Origin of the sequence: Flavobacterium anseongense (assembly GCF_021608185.1) — a bacterium.
Lineage (GTDB): Bacteria > Bacteroidota > Bacteroidia > Flavobacteriales > Flavobacteriaceae > Flavobacterium > Flavobacterium anseongense.
Map to the genome: position 1 here is coordinate 143,612 of NZ_JAKIHN010000002.1, position 20,581 is coordinate 164,192.

General features: G+C 35.4%; 22 protein-coding genes. 16 read left to right on the plus strand and 6 right to left on the minus strand.

All coding sequences use genetic code 11. The features are described from left to right. Position 1: 1 nt before the first annotated feature. Positions 2-412: an OsmC family protein gene (locus L1S35_RS03710; RefSeq protein WP_236396740.1), complete on the minus strand. Its 411-nt coding sequence runs from the start codon at positions 410-412 to the stop codon at positions 2-4. A gap of 160 nt (positions 413-572) precedes the next feature. Then, a complete protein-coding gene (locus L1S35_RS03715; RefSeq protein ID WP_236396742.1) occupies positions 573-1,124 on the minus strand; it encodes a DUF1697 domain-containing protein in 552 nt (183 codons plus the stop codon). A 77-nt stretch (positions 1,125-1,201) separates the two neighbouring features. Between L1S35_RS03715 and rlmD the strand changes: the two genes are divergently transcribed. The 6 genes from rlmD (at position 1,202) to L1S35_RS03745 (ending at position 6,655) form a co-directional block, all read left to right on the plus strand. Continuing rightward, positions 1,202-2,617, plus strand: coding sequence for a 23S rRNA (uracil(1939)-C(5))-methyltransferase RlmD (rlmD, locus tag L1S35_RS03720; RefSeq protein WP_236396744.1), 1,416 nt, complete (start codon positions 1,202-1,204; stop codon positions 2,615-2,617). Between the two features lie 50 nt (positions 2,618-2,667). Continuing rightward, a complete protein-coding gene (locus L1S35_RS03725; protein ID WP_236396746.1) occupies positions 2,668-3,165 on the plus strand; it encodes a DUF6452 family protein in 498 nt (165 codons plus the stop codon). Beyond that, the gene (locus L1S35_RS03730; RefSeq protein ID WP_236396748.1) at positions 3,137-3,889 is read left to right on the plus strand and encodes a DUF6048 family protein; all 753 of its coding nucleotides are present in this window, start codon (positions 3,137-3,139) and stop codon (positions 3,887-3,889) included. Before L1S35_RS03725 ends, L1S35_RS03730 begins: the two co-directional genes overlap by 29 nt. Before the next feature lie 102 nt (positions 3,890-3,991). Continuing rightward, positions 3,992-4,225, plus strand: coding sequence for a hypothetical protein (locus L1S35_RS03735; RefSeq protein ID WP_236396750.1), 234 nt, complete (start codon positions 3,992-3,994; stop codon positions 4,223-4,225). A gap of 60 nt (positions 4,226-4,285) precedes the next feature. Then, a complete protein-coding gene (locus tag L1S35_RS03740) occupies positions 4,286-5,029 on the plus strand; it encodes an NYN domain-containing protein (protein WP_236396752.1) in 744 nt (247 codons plus the stop codon). Between the two features lie 108 nt (positions 5,030-5,137). Beyond that, positions 5,138-6,655, plus strand: coding sequence for a TlpA family protein disulfide reductase (locus L1S35_RS03745; protein WP_236396754.1), 1,518 nt, complete (start codon positions 5,138-5,140; stop codon positions 6,653-6,655). Between the two features lies 1 nt (position 6,656). Here L1S35_RS03745 and L1S35_RS03750 read toward each other — a convergent pair whose 3' ends face one another. Next, entirely contained in the window at positions 6,657-7,820 is a 1,164-nt protein-coding gene (locus tag L1S35_RS03750; RefSeq protein ID WP_370641045.1) for a THUMP domain-containing class I SAM-dependent RNA methyltransferase, read from the minus strand. A gap of 172 nt (positions 7,821-7,992) precedes the next feature. On the opposite strand from L1S35_RS03750, the gene L1S35_RS03755 reads away from it, so the two are divergent. The 10 genes from L1S35_RS03755 (at position 7,993) to L1S35_RS03800 (ending at position 15,013) form a co-directional block, all read left to right on the plus strand. Continuing rightward, a complete protein-coding gene (locus tag L1S35_RS03755) occupies positions 7,993-8,757 on the plus strand; it encodes a class I SAM-dependent methyltransferase (RefSeq protein ID WP_236396756.1) in 765 nt (254 codons plus the stop codon). Positions 8,758-8,839: 82 nt separating this feature from the next. Next, a complete protein-coding gene (locus L1S35_RS03760) occupies positions 8,840-9,517 on the plus strand; it encodes a ZIP family metal transporter (RefSeq protein ID WP_236396758.1) in 678 nt (225 codons plus the stop codon). 28 nt (positions 9,518-9,545) lie between these two features. Continuing rightward, complete coding sequence (locus L1S35_RS03765; protein WP_236396760.1) at positions 9,546-9,926, plus strand: PH domain-containing protein; 381 nt, start codon at positions 9,546-9,548, stop codon at positions 9,924-9,926. A 4-nt stretch (positions 9,927-9,930) separates the two neighbouring features. Then, entirely contained in the window at positions 9,931-10,743 is an 813-nt protein-coding gene (murQ, locus tag L1S35_RS03770; RefSeq protein WP_236396762.1) for an N-acetylmuramic acid 6-phosphate etherase, read from the plus strand. Positions 10,744-11,029: 286 nt separating this feature from the next. Then, positions 11,030-11,515, plus strand: coding sequence for a hypothetical protein (locus L1S35_RS03775; protein ID WP_236396764.1), 486 nt, complete (start codon positions 11,030-11,032; stop codon positions 11,513-11,515). Between the two features lies 1 nt (position 11,516). Beyond that, entirely contained in the window at positions 11,517-11,744 is a 228-nt protein-coding gene (locus L1S35_RS03780; RefSeq protein ID WP_236396766.1) for a DUF6095 family protein, read from the plus strand. Then, positions 11,734-12,315: a DUF1572 family protein gene (locus L1S35_RS03785; RefSeq protein WP_236396768.1), complete on the plus strand. Its 582-nt coding sequence runs from the start codon at positions 11,734-11,736 to the stop codon at positions 12,313-12,315. The genes L1S35_RS03780 and L1S35_RS03785 overlap by 11 nt, the downstream gene beginning before the upstream one ends. Before the next feature lie 84 nt (positions 12,316-12,399). Continuing rightward, positions 12,400-12,771, plus strand: a complete 372-nt coding sequence (locus tag L1S35_RS03790; RefSeq protein WP_236396770.1) for a DNA topoisomerase IV — start codon at positions 12,400-12,402, stop codon at positions 12,769-12,771. A gap of 27 nt (positions 12,772-12,798) precedes the next feature. Further along, positions 12,799-13,656: a TerC family protein gene (locus L1S35_RS03795; RefSeq protein WP_236396772.1), complete on the plus strand. Its 858-nt coding sequence runs from the start codon at positions 12,799-12,801 to the stop codon at positions 13,654-13,656. Between the two features lie 193 nt (positions 13,657-13,849). Then, positions 13,850-15,013 carry a cation:proton antiporter domain-containing protein gene (locus L1S35_RS03800; protein WP_236396774.1) on the plus strand — a complete coding sequence of 388 codons (1,164 nt, stop codon included), beginning with the start codon at positions 13,850-13,852 and terminating at the stop codon, positions 15,011-15,013. A 104-nt stretch (positions 15,014-15,117) separates the two neighbouring features. On the opposite strand, the gene L1S35_RS03805 is transcribed toward L1S35_RS03800, so the two are convergent. The 3 genes from L1S35_RS03805 to L1S35_RS03815 all read right to left on the minus strand — a co-directional run bounded on the left by L1S35_RS03805 (position 15,118) and on the right by L1S35_RS03815 (position 20,574). After that, positions 15,118-17,850, minus strand: a complete 2,733-nt coding sequence (locus L1S35_RS03805; RefSeq protein ID WP_236396776.1) for a DNA gyrase/topoisomerase IV subunit A — start codon at positions 17,848-17,850, stop codon at positions 15,118-15,120. A 30-nt stretch (positions 17,851-17,880) separates the two neighbouring features. Continuing rightward, positions 17,881-19,737, minus strand: coding sequence for a DNA topoisomerase IV subunit B (locus L1S35_RS03810; protein WP_236396778.1), 1,857 nt, complete (start codon positions 19,735-19,737; stop codon positions 17,881-17,883). A gap of 183 nt (positions 19,738-19,920) precedes the next feature. Further along, entirely contained in the window at positions 19,921-20,574 is a 654-nt protein-coding gene (locus tag L1S35_RS03815; RefSeq protein WP_236396779.1) for a porin family protein, read from the minus strand. Between the last annotated feature and the right edge of the window lie 7 nt (positions 20,575-20,581).

A 20,581-nucleotide genomic window follows, 5' to 3' on the forward strand; every position in this document is an offset into this window, starting at 1 on the left:
ACTACAGTAAAGTAGCAGTTGACGTAATTTCAGTATTCAATAATTTAGAAATCGGACAGTTTTTCTCTGCTTTGGTAACCAATTCCTGAAACGTATCATTTGATATTCCCGGAATTTTAGCTTCTACAGTCAAAGTAGAACTAACAATACTTCCATTTTGTAAATCAATTACGCATTTGGTTTCTATACTGTCCGGTGTAAATCCGGCTTCTCCGATAAAAGCAGAAAGCTGCATCGAAAAACAACCCGAATGCGCTGCAGCTACTAATTCTTCAGGATTGGTTCCAACGCCTTCCTCAAAACGGGAACCGAAAGAATATTGCGTGTTGTTTAATGTGGTGCTTTGTGTAGTAATCGCTCCCTTTCCTTCTTTAAGGGAACCTTTCCAAACTGCTGTTGCATTTCTTTTCATAATTATGTGTTGTTTAAAATTTGAATCCCAAATTTAAGAATAGAATCGGAAACTGATGTTATACAATTATCATTATTTCTAATGAAGACATCAATTTTTCTCTAGACCTGACAGGTTTTAAAAACCTGTCAGGTCTGAAAGTACTATTTATTTACCCTTGTCATTCCCGCGCAGGCGGGAACATTTCCAACAGCTTATTCACCGTATTCCAATTCCGCGTTGTAGAAACCACATTCATGCTTTTCTCAATCCATTTGTTGTCTAGTCTGGTTTTAGCTGGTGAAATGTCATATTTCAGATAAATACGTTTGCCATCCAATTGGATTTCGTCGGGTTTGATAAAGTTTAAGTTGAGTTGGGTAATCATATTGTCAGGCAGCATCGATGAAATAAACGAAACATACAATTTCTTTAAATCGACTCCTTCTTCATTAAGGAATTTATTTCGATCTAAACACGCCTGCAAATCTTCTTTGCCAATGACAATCACCGGAACATCATGTCCAAACTCCTTAAATATTTCCTGCTTAATCAGAAAACCAACTTTACCCGGACTTTCTTCATCGGTATCTACAAACACATTTCCCGACTGGATATAAGTTACCACGTTTTGAAAACCAATAGCTTCTAGTGCTTTCTTCAAAGCTATCATATTTATCATTTTATGTCCCGAAACATTGATGCCGCGAAGAAGTGCTAAGTGGGTGGTCATGATTATTAAATTTCTATAAAATTATATTTTTTTCTTAAATCCGTATCAAGTTTTAACCAATAGTTTATTTTTGCGCCATGGGAAGAAAACAAACTAACAAAGTCATCTTTGAAAACATAACGGTTTTAGATGCCGGTGCCAAAGGTGTATCAGTAGCTAAAGCACCCGAAGGCCAGGTCATCTTTATCCCGAATGTCGTTCCCGGTGATGTTGTAGATGTACAAACTTTAAAGAAAAGAAAATCCTATTTTGAAGGCAGAGCCATCAAGTTCCACTCCTATTCTGAAAACCGAATTGAGCCTGTTTGTCAGCACTTTGGTGCTTGTGGTGGGTGCAAATGGCAGAATATGAAATACGAGCAACAGTTGTTTTATAAAAATCAGGAAGTTTATAATAATCTGAAGCGCATTGGTAAAATTGAGTTGCCGGATTTTGAACCAATATTGGGTTCGGAAAAACAGTTTTTCTACAGAAATAAAATGGAATTCGGATTTTCGGATACGCGTTGGTTAACCGAAAAGGAAATCCAATCAGAAGATACTAATCTGAGTAAAAAACCTGCGCTTGGTTTTCATATTCCGAGAATGTGGGATAAGATTTTAGATATTGAGAAATGCCACCTGCAGGAAGATCCATCAAATGCTATTAGAAATGCTATCAGAGAATTTGCTATAGAACATGATATGCCTTTTTTCAATGCGCGTAATCACGAAGGTCTATTGCGTACATTGATGATTAGAACGGCTTCGACCGGAGAAATTATGGTACTGATTCAGTTCTTTCAGGAAGACAAAAAACAACGCGAATTGTTATTGAATTATATTGACGCAACATTTCCACAGATTACTTCTCTACAATACGTAATCAATGGTAAAGCAAATGATACTTTATACGACCAGGATATCAAACTTTATAAAGGACGAGATTATATCCTTGAAGAAATGGAAGGCTTGCATTTTAGCATTAACGCTAAATCGTTTTACCAAACCAATTCTGACCAGGCGTATGAATTATACAAAATCACACGTGAATTTGCAGGCTTGACAGGCAATGAAGTCGTTTACGATTTATATACCGGAACCGGGACGATTGCACAATTCGTTTCCAAAAAAGCCAAAAAAGTAATTGGTGTAGAAGCAGTTCCTGAAGCAATTGCTGATGCAAAGGAAAATGCCAAACGCAACAGCATCACCAATTGTGAGTTTTATGTGGGCGATATGAAGAATGTGTTTAACGATGATTTTATTGCGCAACACGGTCAGCCGGATGTTATCATAACAGATCCACCACGCGATGGAATGCATAAAGATGTTGTGGAGCAATTGCTGAAAATTGGTGCCGATAAGATTGTATATGTGAGTTGTAACTCGGCTACACAAGCCAGAGATTTAGCATTGATGGATGAACAATACAAAGTGACACGCGTGCGTCCGGTAGATATGTTTCCGCAAACGCATCATGTGGAAAATGTTGTACTTTTGGAAAGACGATAGAAATTTGTCACACTGTCTTCGACAAGCTCAGACTGACAATAATAAATTATATGAAAAAAATACTTACCCTGTTACTAATTACAATAAGCCTATCAAGCTGTGAAAAGGACGATATCTGCATAGATGAAACTACACCTCGGTTGATATTGGAGTTTTATGACATTTCGAATCCGTCGAATTTAAAGAATGTGGTAAACCTAAAAATTAAAGGTGTTGGACAGACAGACGATTTAGGTATTTATAATGCTGTGAGCAAGATTGAGTTACCTCTGGACATAACACAAGACACGACCCAATATAGTTTGATACTAAACAGTACGAGTTCGACCGGCGCCAATGAAGATTTTCTTCAGTTTAATTATACACGTCAAAACGTATTTGTTTCCAGAGCTTGTGGTTATAAAACTGTTTTTGAATTGAATGGTTTTCCAAGCGGCGTTATCAAAACAGATGCAGCAATACCTGAAGGTTTTTGGATACAGGACATCAATATTTTAACAACAAACATTGAAACCGAAAATGAGACACATATCAAAATTCTTTTTTAGTGTTTGTATAGTATTGCTTTCATTTTTGGGCAATGCACAAGAGAAAACAACAATAAAAAAAGACAGCATTCCACCCAAAAAAGAGCGCTATGGTTTGCGTGTTGGAGTTGATTTATTCAAATTAACACGTTCATTTTATGAAACCGATTACCGCGGACTGGAACTAGTTGGTGATTATCGACTAACACGCAGACATTATCTAGCCGCCGAAATTGGCAACGAAGACAAAACTGTTTCTGACGATCAAGTCAATTTTACTACAAAAGGTACTTATCTAAAAGCCGGATTTGACTACAACTCTTTTCAAAACTGGGGTAATATGGAAAACATTATTTCTGTTGGATTGCGTTATGGCGTAAGTAGTTTTAGTCAGACTTTGAATAGTTACCAAGTCTATAATCCGAATCCGTATTTTGGAGAATCACCTGTGATAATTTCGGGTGAAAAATTTGATGGATTATCAGCGCAATGGATTGAAGTAGTTGCCGGAATGAAAGCTGAAGTTTTAAGTAATATCTTCGTAGGTTTCAGTGTTAGATTAAACCGATTGGTATCTCAAAATCGGCCGAATAATTTTGACAATCTCTATATTCCGGGTTTTAACAGAACTTATAACGGTGATTTCGGTATCGGTTTTAATTACACTGTTTCCTACTTTATTCCCTTGTATAAAGCGACAGTAAAAGCTAAAAAGAAAGAGGAATCTAAGAAAAAGAAAAAATAGTTTATCCGTGGATTTGGTTATTCGGTTATTTGATTTCTACTTTCACGAATTACCAAATAACCAGATAACCGAATTAACTCAACTCATAACTAATTTACAATCATGTCAAAAAAAGTAAAAGCTTTCGTTTATAATCTTATTTGCTTTGCAATACTATTCATTTCGTTTCGTTTCTTAATAGGTAAATATACTCAGCTAACAGGCTTGTTTATTCCAATTACGGCTTTTGTTATTGGTACACTTACTGCACCTAAATTCCAGGCAGTGAAAACTCCGAATGGCGAAAAGATATTCATGCGTTGGTTGTTTTTAAAAGGCATTCGAGAAGTAGGATAATCAATAATCGGCATTAGTGTTCTAAAAAGATTATCTTTATTTCCAGAAAATAACCAAATAATGGAAGATACAAAATTTAATATCGCTGTTTTAATTGATGGCGATAATGCCCAACCTAAGTTAATCAAGGAAATTCTGGAAGAAGTTTCCAAATATGGTAAAGCTACCATCAGAAGAATTTATGGCGATTGGACACAACAACATATGAATGGCTGGAAAGAAATTATCAATCAGTATTCTATCAGTCCAATTCAAAAATTTGCTTATACTACAGGTAAAAACTCTACTGACAGCTCACTAATTATTGAAGCCATGGACATTCTCCACAGCAAAAATACCGAAGGCTTTTGCATTGTTTCGAGTGACAGCGATTATACAGGTTTGGCCAAAAGAATTCGGGAAGAAGGTCTTTTTGTGATGGGAATCGGGCAAAAGAAAACTCCAAGTGCGTTTGTGCAATCGTGTGAAATCTTTACGTTTACCGAAAACCTTCTTGTTGAACCTAAAGCAATTCCGGTTGCTAAAAAGAAAGCCACTACAAAAGGAACTGTCGCAAAAGAAACAGATACTAGTCCAAAAATTAATCTCACTATCATTGACAAAGCCTTTGATATTTCGGCCAATGAAGATGACGAAGCGTATATCTCAAACATTGGAACCAACCTGCGTAAAATATCACCAAGTTTTGACTCCAGAACCTATGGCTTTAGGAATTTGACCAAACTTTTTGAAAGCATTGATAAGTATCAGGTGGTCAAAAATATCGTCAACGGATTGAATCATCCATTAGTCCGATTGAAATAACTGTAAAATTTTAAGTAAACTTTAAAAATTCAATGTGCCGTTGCTGCCATTAAATGCCCTATTTTTGATTTTCGAAAATCATTTTAAAGAAAATAACGTCTTTTGTTTATGAAGAAATTACTACTTGCCGCAATCTTTTGTTTCTCTTCATTTTTTGCCATTGCCCAATCGGGTTATGAGATAACGATAAATCTAAAAAATGCTCCGGATACCTTAGCATATCTTACCTTTTACCAATTTGACAAAACCTTGATTAAAGATACCTGCACTTCTATCAAAAACGGGAAGATAGTTTTTAAAGGAAAAGGGAAACTCGATAAAGGAATTTACTCTTTGGTGAGCCAAGGAAAAGCAATTTACTTTGATTTTTTTATCGATGACAACACCCAAAACCTTGAACTCAAAACAGAAGCAAGCCAAAACATTGGTAAAGAACTTACCGCAATGAATTCGCCACTTCAAAACGATTTCTTTGCCTATGTGCAATACATCAACCAACAAAACAAAGACTTTCAGACGTATAAGCAAACTACAAGTTTAGCTACCAAAAAAGATACATTGGCGTTGAATAATAAGCAAAAAGAAATCGAAACTAACATCAACAATTTTGAAGAAAAGTTTATTGCTGACCACAAAGGAAGTTATATTGCTGATGTAATGAATTTAAAAGTAGAAAAGCTTCTGAAAGACATTCCAAAAGCATCAAACGGTAGACCGGACAGTATACAAGTTTTCAATTACTATAAAAAACACTATTGGGATAATGTCGATTTTAAAGATGATGGCATTGTTAGAAATCCGTTTTTCAATAATAAAATAAAAAGGTATTTTGAATCGATTGTAGTTACACATCCTGATTCTGTTTGTGTTGAAATTGACAAAATCATGAGCAAAACCAAACCGGGAAGTCTGACTTACAAACTTTTGCTGGCGCATTTTACTTACAAATATGAAACATCCAAAATAATGGGATTTGATAAAGTATTTGTGCACATGTCTGACACTTATTTCAAAACCGGAAAAGCCGACGGTATTTATGAAGATAATGAAGTGGTACAAAAAATAATAAAACGCGCCGATAAACTAAAACCTTTATTAGTTGGCGCTAAAGCTCAGGATTTGTCTATGATAAAGGCGGAAGACTTTACGAAGATGAAAGCCATGGGATTTGAAGACGCTAAAAACAGTGAAGAAATGACCAATGTTTATTATAAAAATATTGATCAGGTCTCTAAAATGTTTGTCAAGTTAAGCGATGTTAAAGCCGAATATACCGTGCTTGTTTTTTGGGATGTTGATTGCGGTCATTGCCAAAAAGAAATTCCGATATTGCTCGAACAGTATAACGACTTGCTAAAAGAAAAGAAAGATATAAAAGTATACAGCGTTTATATGCAGCACGAAGGCGATAAATATCTGAAATATATAGACGAACACAAGTTGCCTTGGATAAACGTTTACGATGGTGCGCATTATAACAATGCGGTTGAGAAGTATGATGTTTACTCAACACCTGTTATTTATATTTTGGATAAAAATAAAGTTATTAAAGCCAAACGTATTGATGCCAATCAGTTAAAAAATATGATTAAGGCTATAGATTTCGAAGCCAAACAGCTGAAATAAATTAGTCTTCGGTATTCATATATTTCCCTTTTCTGCTTCCTTCATACATTTCGTATTTCACCAAACGTGCTTCTAAACTTCCGTTAAAAAGTTTGATTTTACGTGATGGGCGAAGTCCAACAAATTTCAAAGCTTCCAGATTGGCTGTGATAAACCAGGCATTGGTATTTGGATAATTATTCTTTAAGGTATCACCTATTTCTCTGTAAAAACGTTCCAATTCGATATTCAAACGTTCACCGTATGGAGGATTGAAAACCATATGTAAAGGTCCGACATTTTCCTTCTTACTGTCAAAAAAATCACCTTGAATGATGCTTACATAGTCATCAAGATTGGCATTCTGAATATTGTCTTTCGCCTTTTGAACTGCACTTGGCGCTTTGTCATAGCCTATAATGGTATGGTGAAATTCACGCGTTCGTTTCATTAAAGCATCGATAATCTGATCAAACAAATCGTTATCCCAATCGTTCCATTTTTCGAAAGCAAATTCTTTTCTGTTAATGTTTGCCGGTATATTACACGCAATCATTGCTGCTTCCGCTAATAATGTTCCCGAACCACACATCGGATCCAAAAAATCAGAACTTCCATCCCAGCCTGAAAGCAATAACATTCCTGCTGCTAACACTTCGTTAATCGGAGCAATATTCGTAGCTGTTCTGTAACCACGATGATGCAGCGATGCTCCGGAAGTATCAAGCGCTACCGAAACCTGGTCACGGTCAATGTGAATATTAATTCTTAAATCGGGGAAATCCTTATCAATACTTGGACGTTGTCCTGTTTTCTCACGGAATTGGTCAACAATAGCATCTTTTGCTTTTTGCGAAACAAATTGCGAATGCTTAAAATTATCAGAGTGAATTGTGGTATCAATCACAAATGTTTGGTTATCGCCCAAATATTTTGACCAGTCAATTCCCTGAATGCCTTTGTATAAATTCTGGTCATTCACAGCTCTGAAATAATAGATGGGTTTTAATATTTTTAAGGCTGTACGTAACGACAAATTGGCTTTATACATAAAACCTTTGTCTCCTTTGAAACTTACAGCTCGCGTACCAATTTCAACATCCTGTGCGCCTAATTGTTGTAGTTCTTTAGCCAGTATTTCTTCAAAACCAAAAAAGGTTTTGGCAATCATTTTAAAATTCTCCATAATATTTTATTTTAACCACAAAAGAAACAAAGTACTTACTTTTGTGACTTTTGCTTTTCCTTTGTTCCTTTGTGGTTCCATTAAGGCACAAAAGGAAATAAGAAAGGTTTTCCACTTTCTTCGGCAAAAATACATTAAATTTGCACGTTCAGAATTCATTTGAAAAGAATAAATGTCAGAAGCAATAAAACCACAAACCACAAACGATAAGCAACAAACCAATACTTGGTATTCTTCTTGGTTTGACACACCCTATTATCACATTCTTTACAAAGACCGAAATTACCGTGAAGCGCAAATTTTCATGGATAATCTCACGCATTATTTAAATTTGCCCGAGAAAGCAAAAGTACTTGACTTGGCTTGTGGCAAAGGAAGACATGCCATTTATTTAAACCAATTAGGGTTTGATGTTGTTGGTGCCGATTTATCTGAAAACAGTATAGCTGAAGCCAATAAAAACACCAATGACACTTTGCATTTTGTAGTGCATGACAAACGTGAACCTTTCGAAGAAAAGTTTGATGCAATTTTCAATTTGTTTACCAGTTTTGGTTATTTTGAAAACCGGGAAGACGATATAAAAACCTTGATGGCTATCAAAGAAAGCCTTTCAGAATATGGTTTTGCCGTGATTGATTTTATGAATTCGCAAGTGGTTATTGATAATTTAATTCCGGAAGAAACCAAAGAAGTTGACGGAATCACTTTTAACATCAAACGCTTTGTTCTTGATGATTTTATTATTAAAGAGATTGATTTTGAAGACAAAGGAGAAGCCTTTCATTTCATCGAAAAAGTCAGAGCTTACACATTGGAAGATTTTCAAAATATGATGAACGAAACCGGGATTTATTTACTGGATACTTTTGGCGATTACAAATTGAAAAAATTCCATAAAAATACAAGTGAACGTTTAATAATGATATTTAAATAGGTGATTCGGTTATACGGTAATTCGGTAATTTGTTAGAAAGCATTCGAATAACCAAATAACCAAATAACCAAATTAACATAAAATGAATTACTTATTACCTTTACTGTCAGTACTTATCGGTTATTTAATTGCCTTGTTACTTAAACCAAAAGCAAAGAAAAACCTAAAGCTGTTACTGGCGTTTAGTGGTTCGTTTTTATTGTCGCTGACGGTTATGCATTTGTTACCAGATTTGTATGTACATCAAACAGCCGGACAATTAAATATTGGAATTTTTATCATGTGTGGAATCTTATTCCAAATCATTTTGGAGTTCTTTTCCAAAGGCGCCGAACACGGACACGTTCACGGTCATGACAAACTAACACAAATACCTTGGTTGCTTTTTATCAGTTTGTGTATTCACGCATTTTTAGAAGGGTTTCCTGTTGGACATCACCATGATTTGGCATTTGGAATTGCCATTCATCACTTGCCTATTGCCATTATCTTAACGACATTTTTTGTTCATGCAGAATTAAATAAAACAGCATTATTTTTCTTTATGCTAACGTTTGCCTTAATGACACCTATTGGAACATTAGCTTCCGATAGCCTTCCGATACTAAACGAATACTGCACTCAAATAACCGCCGTTGTCATTGGAATTTTGTTTCATATTTCATCCACCATTATTTTTGAAAGCAGCGAAGGGCACAAATTCAATATTGCCAAAGTTTCGATGATTATTTTAGGAATTGTATTGGCGAGTTTTTTGTAAATTTGGATTTAAACTTAAAATAAAAACTATGGGCTTATTTTCTGCATTATTAGGCAACGCCGGAGCAGTTTCAAAAGAAAATCTAATTAACGATTACGGAAAATTACTTATTGAAGGAGAAGAAATTGAATTGGGTTTCAAATTAATAAGAGACACTTTCATATTCACTACTAAACGTTTGATTCTGATTGAAAAGCAAGGAATCACAGGTAGCAAAGTAGAATATAAATCGATTGTCTATAAAAGCATTTCCAGATTTAGTATTGAAACTGCAGGAACTTTCGATTTAGAAGCCGAATTGAAAATCTGGGTTTCAAGTGAGACAAACCCTAGTATTGTTAAACAATTCAATAAATCAGTTAATGTTTATGATGTCCAAACTGTATTGGCGCATCACGTTTTAAGATAGCATCATGAATTTCACCAAAACCACCGAACAATCCTCACACTACGAACATTTAGAAAAAATGTCGGTTGCCGATTTGTTGGCCAATATCAATAAAGAAGACAAAACCGTTCCGCTTGCTGTTGAAAAAGCATTGCCTCAAATTGAAGCACTTGTTGCCAAAACTGTAGAGAAAATGAAACTTGGCGGAAGGCTTTTCTACATTGGCGCCGGAACTTCAGGAAGATTGGGAATTGTAGATGCATCGGAATGTCCTCCAACTTTTGGAGTTCCGTTTGACTTGGTTAACGGACTAATTGCAGGCGGAGATAAAGCAATTCGACGAGCGGTAGAAAATGCCGAAGACGATAAACTTCAGGCGTGGATAGATTTACAAGAACACGGCATAACAGAAAATGATGTCGTTATTGGGATAGCCGCATCGGGAACTACGCCTTATGTTATTGGCGGATTGGAAAAATGCAATTCAAAAAATATTATTACAGGTTGTATTACCTGCAACGAAGGAAGCCCAATTGCTTTAACAGCAAAGTTTCCCATTGTAGTTGTCGTTGGACCTGAATTCGTAACCGGAAGTTCCCGAATGAAAGCCGGCACAGCACAAAAACTCGTCCTGAATATGATTTCAACCGCAACGATGATTCAGCTTGGGAAAGTAAAAGGGAACAAAATGGTTGATATGCAACTGAGCAACGACAAACTGGTAGATCGTGGCGTGAAAATGATTATGGGTGAAATTCCCGTCGACTATGAAAAAGCGGCTGAATTACTAAAAGAATTTGGCAGTGTCAGAAAAGCAGTAGATAATTACAATAAATAATGGGAGTTTATATTTTCTATTTTCTCCTCGGAATACTGCCTGTCTTATGGATAATAAGCATTGTATTATTGAGAAAGTGGAAACATATAATTCGGTATTTCATAGGTAATATAGTTTTAGTTTTGGTCTATTTTTTCGGATTATTCTATTCTGGAATATCCTTTTTTGAACACGATGAATTCGGTTTAAAAAAAGTATTCTTATTTTTAATGATTATTGGAACACACACCTTTATCGGATTTATTTTTGCCCTATATTACAAATACAAAATGTCAAAAATCACAACATGAAAAACATTATTATTGCTTTGATACTACTCATAGGATTCGCTGCCTATTCACAAAAACCTGCATTAGGTGATACTTCGCCTAAACCAATCAAATTAGAGAGAGGTAGAATTTATCAAGACAATGAACAAATTCCAACTTATCAGGTAAAAAAATTATTGGCTTCAAATCTTCATTCACTTAGTCTTTACAAACAGGCAAAATCAAAAGAAACGATTGGCGCAACACTTCTTGGATTAGGAGTAACTTTGTCAGTAATTGATTTGGCTGTTGGATTATTTTCGGATGTGAAATATCCAACCGCACTAACCTATGTCGGTGTTGGTATGGTTGCAGTCTCTATTCCGGTTTTATCCGGAAGGTCAAAAAAGATTGAAGAAGCGGTTCAATCGTATAACGACGGATTAAAAAATACAAGTTCATTAAACTTTGACCTCAATGCAGTGGCAAATCAAAACGGAATCGGAATCCAAATAAAATTTTAAAATGCCAATCAACAAAGCACTTTTAGACAAGGGAATTAAATACATGTTATACGCCTTACCTCTAATGTTTATTGGGCCAAGCGTAATTTATAACGCATGGATTAATAAGCAGAATGTGTGGCATTATTTAGTATTAGCTTTTGGAATTGTCTTCTGCTTTTTAGCCGTTTATTTTATGTTTAAAGGAATAAAAACGCTGACAGACGCACTTTTTGAAAATGATAAATAATATTTACATAGAAAGCATCAAAAAGCAGTTTCTCTATTATAAAACTATAGGAGAAAAAGCAATAGAACAACTCGAGCCGGAACAATTGTTCGTTTCAGTAAATGATGACACCAATTCAATTGCGGTAATTATAAAACATCTTTCGGGGAATATGATTTCGCGCTGGACGGATTTCTTAACTACTGACGGCGAGAAAGAATGGCGAAACCGTGACGGTGAATTTGATTCTCATTTTCATGGAAATGACAAAGCTGCACTAATGGAAATGTGGCATAAAGGCTGGAATTGTTTTTTCAATACAATCAATTCATTAAGTCCAGAGCAACTAGAAGATATTATTTATATCCGCAACGAAGGTCATACCGTGATGGAAGCCATAAACCGTCAGTTGGCGCATTATCCGTATCATATTGGACAAATTATTTTTTATGCCAAAATGCTAAAACAAAGTGAATGGAACTCGCTTTCAATCCCGAAAAACAAATCCAACAGTTATAATGCTGATAAGTTTGCCAAAGAAAAAAGTATTAAGAACTTTACGGATGATGAATTAGATAAACTAAAAAAGTAACTAAGGCGCTAAGGTACTAAGGTGCTGAGTTTTTACTTCTCAACCATAGAACCTTAGTGACTTAGAACCTTAGCACCTTAACAAATGAAAATAACAACACTACTCCTACTTGCCTTAACCTTTATATCCTGCTCGGAAAAAGAACGCAACTGCAAGGATTTCAAAACAGGAAAATTTGAATTCACGCAAAACATAGATGGTAAGAAGCACACATCAACTTTTACCAGAACGGAAAAGCTTCAGATTGAAACCTATAACGGGAAAACCGATTCGGCTTCGGTGCGTTGGGTAAATGATTGTGAATTTATTTTACAGAAATTGCATCCCAAAAACATGAAAGAAGAAAAAGCAATCAGCATGAAAATTTTGTTTACTGATAAGAATAGCTATACTTTTGAATATTCCTTTGTGGGAAGCAATAAAAAATCTCGTGGCGTTGTAAAAAAACTCGATTAAACACGTTAAATCAATAAACTTATAAAAATGGAAATATTATTTACGCCAAATGCCTTGATGGCTCTTTTAACTCTTACCTTTCTTGAAATCATTCTTGGGATTGACAATATCGTTTTCCTATCTATTGTTTCCGGAAAATTAAAAGCCGAAGACCAACCCAAATCAAGACGTGTCGGCTTATTACTCGCCATGCTTTTTAGAATTATCCTGTTATTCGGAATTACCTGGGTTATGGGTTTAAAAGAAGTCTTATTCCATATCGATTGGGGATTTTTTGAAGCCGGAGTTACGGGACAAAGCCTTATCATTTTTGGTGGAGGTTTATTCCTGTTATACAAATCGGTTTCCGAGATTCATCATAAAATGGAAGGTGAAGAAGAAGGAGTTAGCGGAAAAGCCAGCAATAGCTTGTCGTCAGCAATTCTTCAGATAGCTTTGCTGAACATTGTTTTTTCCTTTGATAGTATTTTAACAGCCATCGGAATGGTCAGCAATGCGGAACCTGAGCAAGGCGGTTTTGGGCATACTGGTGCGCTGATTATTATGATTTTATCGGTAATCATTTCAATTGTAATCATGATGATTTTTGCCGGTCCGGTTTCTAAATTCGTAAATGAACATCCTACGATTCAAATCCTTGGTCTGTCATTCCTAATATTAATTGGAGTAATGTTGATTGCCGAAGGTTCGCACTTGGCACATTTCAGATTTGGTGCCAATGTCGAAGTTGGAACGATACCGAAAGGCTATTTATACTTCTCAATCTTCTTCTCGTTGTTTGTTGAATTCTTAAATTTAAGAATGAGGAAAAGCAGAAAACCGGTCAAACTACATAACAATAAGATTATTGATAAAAGGCTTACCGATAATGACGTTACTGATTAAAATTCAATGGCCTATTTTGTGTGTTGATTGGTAAATTTTGAAGTTATAACACAAGGCGGTTTTTTTTAGTAATAGTCCTGTTTGTTTTTCTCTTAAGTAATTTAATCTTTATTATACTAATGCAATTAAAAAGTAGAAAGATAGCAGCAAACCAAAATAAACGGTTTGTCAATAAAACTTAAAGAAAAATAAAATGACAACATCAATAATTATTTCCGTATGTATTCTGCTTATTTTGGCATATATTTTTGATATCAGTTCTTCAAAAACTAAAATACCTTCTGTCATTTTGCTTTTGGTTGTTGGTTGGGTTGTTAAACAAGTGACAGTTAAACTTGAAATAACTGTTCCTGATTTAAGTCAAATACTTCCAATACTTGGAACCATTGGGCTTATTCTGATTGTTTTAGAGGGTTCATTAGAATTAGAATTTAATAAGTCTAAATTGCCTTTTATTGGCAAAACAACTATAGTTGCACTTTTACCGCTATTACTTTTTTCAGTCGGACTTGCTTGCGCTTTTCAATATTTTGGAAATGTAAGTTTTAAGATTGGACTAGCTAATGCAATTCCATTTGCAATTATTAGTAGTGCGATAGCAATCCCAAGTGCACAAAATTTATTAACTAAAGACAAGGAATTTATAACTTATGAAAGTAGTTTGTCAGACATTTTTGGTGTGCTTTTTTTTAACTTCATAATATTGAATGATGATATTGACATTCAATCAATAGGATACTTTTTTTTAGAATTAATAATCATTTTAATTATTACAATTATTGCAACAATGGGACTTGCTTTTCTTTTAAGTAAAATCAAACACCATGTTAAGTTTTTACCTATTATTTTGATGATAGTTTTAATATATACCATTTCAAAAATTTACCATTTACCTGCTTTGATATTCATCTTACTATTTGGCTTATTCATAGGAAATCTGGATGAGTTTAAAAAATATAATATAATTCAAAAATTGCAACCTTCAATTTTAAACAAAGAAGTGCATAAGTTTAAAGAACTTATTACAGAAATTGCCTTTTTAGTACGAGCATTGTTTTTTATTTTATTTGGTTATCTAATAAATACAAGTGAATTGATAAATTCAGAAACAATTATTTGGGCAATTGGAATATGTGTGGGCATATTTATAATTCGACTAGTGTTTATTAAAACATTCAGAATAACTAAGATTCCTTTATTATTTATTGCGCCAAGAGGATTAATTACAATACTTTTATTCTTGAGTATACCAATAAATCAATCAATAGAATTAGTCAACAAATCATTAATTATACAAGTAACAATTTTAACTTCAATAATTATGATGATAGGACTTTTAGCAAATAAACAGAAATAGGTAATCAATAACAGATTAAAAAAAACTACTGACATCCGAGTCTTTAAAATGCATTATAAAACAAATCCCGTCTTGTTTTTTTTTTAACAAGGCGGGATTTGTATTTATTCTAACGACAGGGTTATCTGTCCATCATCTCCGGTTTCTGTCTGGATATCATCTGAAACATCGGTTTCATCACTTACTTCCATTTCTTCAGCTGGTTCGGGTTCAGGTTCTTCGTATGGCAATGGTTCTAACAAATTCACTTGTTTCAGTTTATCCGTTGTGAGTTGATTTCCCAATGCTTTTATTCCTTTAACAGCAATGAATTCTTCCAGATTTATTGTCTGATTATCTTTCTGTACACCTTTCACTTTAGCAAAAACAATTTCCGCCATTGGTCGCCAATCTGTCGAAACAATTTCGAGTTGTGACTTTTCGTGTTCTGTAATGAAGATTTCTTCTTTGTTTTCGTTTTCGACCAAGAAACGCTTGATAAAATAACGCTCCTTTTCGCCGTCATAATAAATCGCTGAAATCGGTTTGTTTGGATTCCATTTTTCCATCACCACAATATCTTCATCAAAATGCGTTGTCAGTTCCGGAATAATAGTTTTCAGTTTTCCAGATTGATTAATCAATAACAATCTGTCATTTGGTCTGAATTCACCCAGCAACTCACCTCTTCCATCTACATTTAATCTTTGAACAGTGTCATCAAACCAAACTTTTCTCGGACGCAAAGTAGAAATTCCTTTTTCCTTTAATTCGATTTTCTTGATTGGATATTTGGTAACCGTATTTCCACGTGAAGCTCTTCCTTTGATGGCAATATCAGTAAAATCTAAATCCCATTTCAATTTCTTTATGCTTCCAACCTGACGTAATAAAACGGTAATCACCTCAGCTTCTCCATTCGGATTTGCCGAAAAATACAAGACTTGTGAGCCTGCTTTTTCCTGTGTTAAATCATAAAACTTATCACGCGTAACTCCGGAAACGTTAAAACGTTTGATGAACGTAGAGCCATTTTTACCATCGCGATAAATCATGTTGTAAATGGTGCGTTTGTCATTCTTATCAAAAACAGCAATATGAATGATATCCTTGCCTACAAACTTCTTGTCATCTACTTTAGAAATCATCATTTTTCCGTCGCGAAGGAACACAATCACGTCATCAATATCGGAACAATCGGCAACATATTCGTCTTTTTTCAAACCGGTTCCAAAGAAACCTTCTTCTTTGTTTACGTATAGTTTGGTGTTTCTTAAAACTACTTTGGTAGCTTCAATATTGTCAAAACTTCTCAACTCGGTTTGACGTTCACGACCTTTTCCGTATTTGTCTTTCAGCATTTGAAAGAAGTTGATTGCAAAATCAATAATGTGATCCAAATCGTGTTTTACCTGTTCCATTTCGGCTTCCAATTTCGAAATCGCATCATCAGCTTTATCCGAGTCAAAACGCGTGATACGAATCATCGGAATCTGTGTCAGCTTTTGCAAATCGTCATCGTTGATTTCACGCACAAACGATTTTGAAAACGGTTTGAAAGCTTTATACATATATTCGTAAAGCGATTCTCTGTCTGAATACAATTTGAAATCGATATACATTTCTTCCCGAATGAAAATCTTTTCGAGCGTAGCAAAATGCCATTTATTTTCGAGTTCATCCAACTGAATTTCTAACTCACGCTTCAACAAATCAACAGTTCTGTGTGTTGAGATTTTCAACATATCCGAAACACCAATAAACAACGGTTTATGGTTTTCAATTACGCATCCTAATGGCGCCACCGAAGTTTCGCAGGCCGTGAACGCATAAAGTGCATCGATGGTTTTATCTGGAGAAACACCGGGCGGAAGATGAATAAGAATTTCAACTTCAGCTGCTGTATTGTCTTCTATTTTTTTGACTTTGATTTTCCCTTTTTCATTTGCTTTAAGAATACTGTCAATCAAAGTTGAAGTATTCGTTGAAAACGGAATTTGGGTAATTACTAATGTCTGTTTGTCTAATTGTCCAATTTTGGCACGTACACGAACTCTTCCGCCACGTAATCCATCATTGTATGCCGAAACATCTGCGATTCCTGCAGTTGGAAAATCAGGGAAAAGTGTAAACGGTTTGTTCTTTAAAACTTTTATTGAACATTCTATCAGTTCATTAAAATTGTGTGGCAACACTTTCGTGGATAAACCAACGGCAATTCCTTCTGCACCTTGAGCCAACAACAACGGAAATTTCACAGGAAGATTTACCGGTTCATTTCTTCTTCCGTCATATGAAGCCTGCCAGGTTGTAATTTTTGGAGAATATAGAATATCGTGACCAAGCTTAGAAATTCGGGCTTCAATATAACGAGAAGCTGCAGCACTGTCACCTGTGAGAATGTTTCCCCAGTTTCCCTGCATGTCGATAAGCAAATCCTTCTGACCAATCTGCACCATCGCATCACCAATACTGGCATCTCCGTGGGGATGATACTGCATCGTGTGCCCAACGATGTTTGCGACCTTGTTGTAACGTCCGTCATCCAACTCTTTCATCGAGTGCATGATACGACGCTGCACCGGTTTGAAACCATCTTCAATGGCAGGAACAGCACGCTCCAGAATTACATAGGAAGCATAATCCAGAAACCAATCCTTGTACATTCCTGTAACTTTGGTAATGGTATCTTCGGGATTGACTTCTTCATGGTCGTAAAAATGATCACCTGAACCTTTGAGGTCTTCAAAACCTTCATCGGAAGCGTCATCAAACGATTGCTCCGCCTGTTCGCTGTCGCTCGGGTCGTTGTTCTCGTCTTCGTTTGGAATTATATCGTCTTCTTCGTCGTTGTTCATTTATGCTGAATTTATTTCAGTATCTTTTAATTAATTCTTCTCCACCACATCCAATTCCACTTTCAGGTTATTGATAATAAAAACCTGTCTGTCCGGTGTGTTTTTACCCATATAGAATTCGAGTAAAGTCTCTATTGATGTTGCTTTATCTAACATCACAGGATCTAATCGGATGCTTTCGCCAATGAAATGTTTGAACTCGTCCGGTGAAATTTCTCCCAATCCTTTGAATCGTGTGATTTCCGGTTTTGGTTTTAGCTTTTCAATCGCATCTATACGTTCCTGTTCGCTATAGCAATAGATGGTTTCCTTTTTATTTCGCACACGGAATAAAGGCGTTTGCAAAATATATAAATGTCCGTCTTTAATCAACTCTGGAAAAAACTGCAGGAAGAATGTAATCAATAACAATCTAATGTGCATTCCATCAACATCGGCATCGGTAGCAATTACGATATTGTTGTAACGCAAATCGCCCATGTCCTCCTCTATATCTAAAGCTGCCTGAAGCAGATTGAATTCTTCGTTTTCGTAAACGATTTTCTTTGACATTCCATACGAATTCAAAGGCTTTCCACGTAAACTGAAAACCGCTTGTGTATTTACATCACGGCTTTTGGTTATTGAACCTGACGCAGAATCTCCCTCGGTAATAAAAAGCGTACTTTCTAAACTTCTTGGGTTTTTGGCATCGGTTAAATGCACACGGCAATCGCGTAGTTTTTTATTGTGTAAACTTGATTTCTTTGCTCTGTCTTTTGCCAGTTTACGGATTCCGGATAGTTCTTTTCGCTCGCGCTCCGCCTGTAAAATCTTGCGTAAAAGTAAATCCGCAACTTCTGGATTTTTATGCAAATAATTATCAAGTTTGGTTTTGATAAAATCGTTGACAAATGTACGCACAGATGGGCCTTTCGGACCAATCTCTGTCGAGCCCAATTTTGTTTTTGTTTGTGATTCGAAAACAGGTTCTTCTACTTTCACAGCTACCGCAGAAACAATTGATTTACGGATATCCGAAGCTTCAAAAGGTTTGTTATAAAACTCTTTGATGGTTTTTACAATCGCCTCGCGGAAAGCACCTAAATGTGTTCCACCCTGCGTTGTATTTTGTCCGTTTACAAACGAATGGTATTCTTCTGAGTATTGTGATTTACTGTGTGTCAAAGCGATTTCGATATCATCGCCTTCCAAATGAATTACCGGATATTGCATGTCTTCTTCGGTAATTGTTTCTTCCAAAAGATCTTTTAAACCAAATTCTGAAAAGTATTTTTCACCGTTATAATAAATCGTTAACCCACGATTTAAGTAACAGTAATTTTTGAGCATCTTGATAATATACTCATTACGGTATTTGTAGTTTTTGAAAATGGTTTCATCGGCAACGAAAGAAACTTTGGTTCCTCTTCGTTTGGTTGATTCAACTATATCTTCTTCGATGGTTAGATTTCCGGCAGAGAACTCAGCCGCTTTTTGTTGGTTATCACGAACCGATTCCACACGGAAGTAATTGGACAAGGCATTTACGGCTTTTGTTCCTACTCCATTCAGACCTACTGATTTCTTAAAAGCTTTCGAGTCGTATTTTCCACCAGTATTCATTTTGGACACAACATCCACAACTTTCCCTAACGGAATGCCTCGACCGTAATCACGCACAGAAACCATTTTGTCTTTTATGGTGACTTCAATAACTTTTCCGGCACCCATAACAAACTCATCGATACAGTTATCAATGGTTTCCTTGAGAAGAATATAAATTCCATCATCGGGCGAAGACCCATCACCAAGTTTTCCGATGTACATTCCGGGACGCATACGGATGTGTTCCTTCCAGTCTAACGAACGGATATTATCTTCGGTATATTGATTTTGATCTGACATTTTGGATTTAGCGATTTTGTGCTAATATAAGTAAATCGAAGGATTTTTGAAATGATAGTTGTCAAAGTTATTAAGAATGATATTGACAAAAAATAGTTGGCATTGTTCAGTAGCAGTTGGCAGTTTTTGAGCATAAAAAAACCTGTAGAATTTCTACAGGTTGTATTTTTTTTATTGTGAATTTTATTTTATATCAAATGAATAACCTAAAATCAAGTTTAGTGAATTTGTTTTAACTGAGTTCCCTCCGGTTACATTCACTTTACTGGTATTGAGTAACCCGAGATTTTCTCTTAGCTCAATGGTAATTTCCTGATTGTTTTTAAGTTTGAAATTTTTGCCGAAACCCAGAACCAAACCGGCATCTAACTTTTTATTTAAACTTGTTGTGTCATCAGTAGAGTTGTAGTAATCTTCGTGTGTTTGAGATTTTAGCAAATAACCAACAAATAATCCAGCATCAGCATAAAAACTTTGCTTAGCTCCGATTTTATATTTCAATACTATCGGAAGCGTAATATATTGATAATTAGCTTCTGCATTAAGGTTCCCAATGGCAGGATCTTCAGGACTAGGAATAAACCCACTGGGAGTTCCGGCTGCAGTTTTTCTGTCGTAAGACAAATTAGCCAATAGAGACAATTTATCTTTGAGTGGATATTCCACAGAAACTCCAACTAAAAAATCAAAACCTGCATCGAGTTCTTCTGCAGCTTTATTGCCTCTGAAACTGGAATAAGTCACCCCGCCATTAACTCCGAATCTAATTTTACTTTGAGCAAAAAAATCATTGCTTACTAAAGCAACTAAACAGATACAAAATACTAATTTTTTCATAAAACGA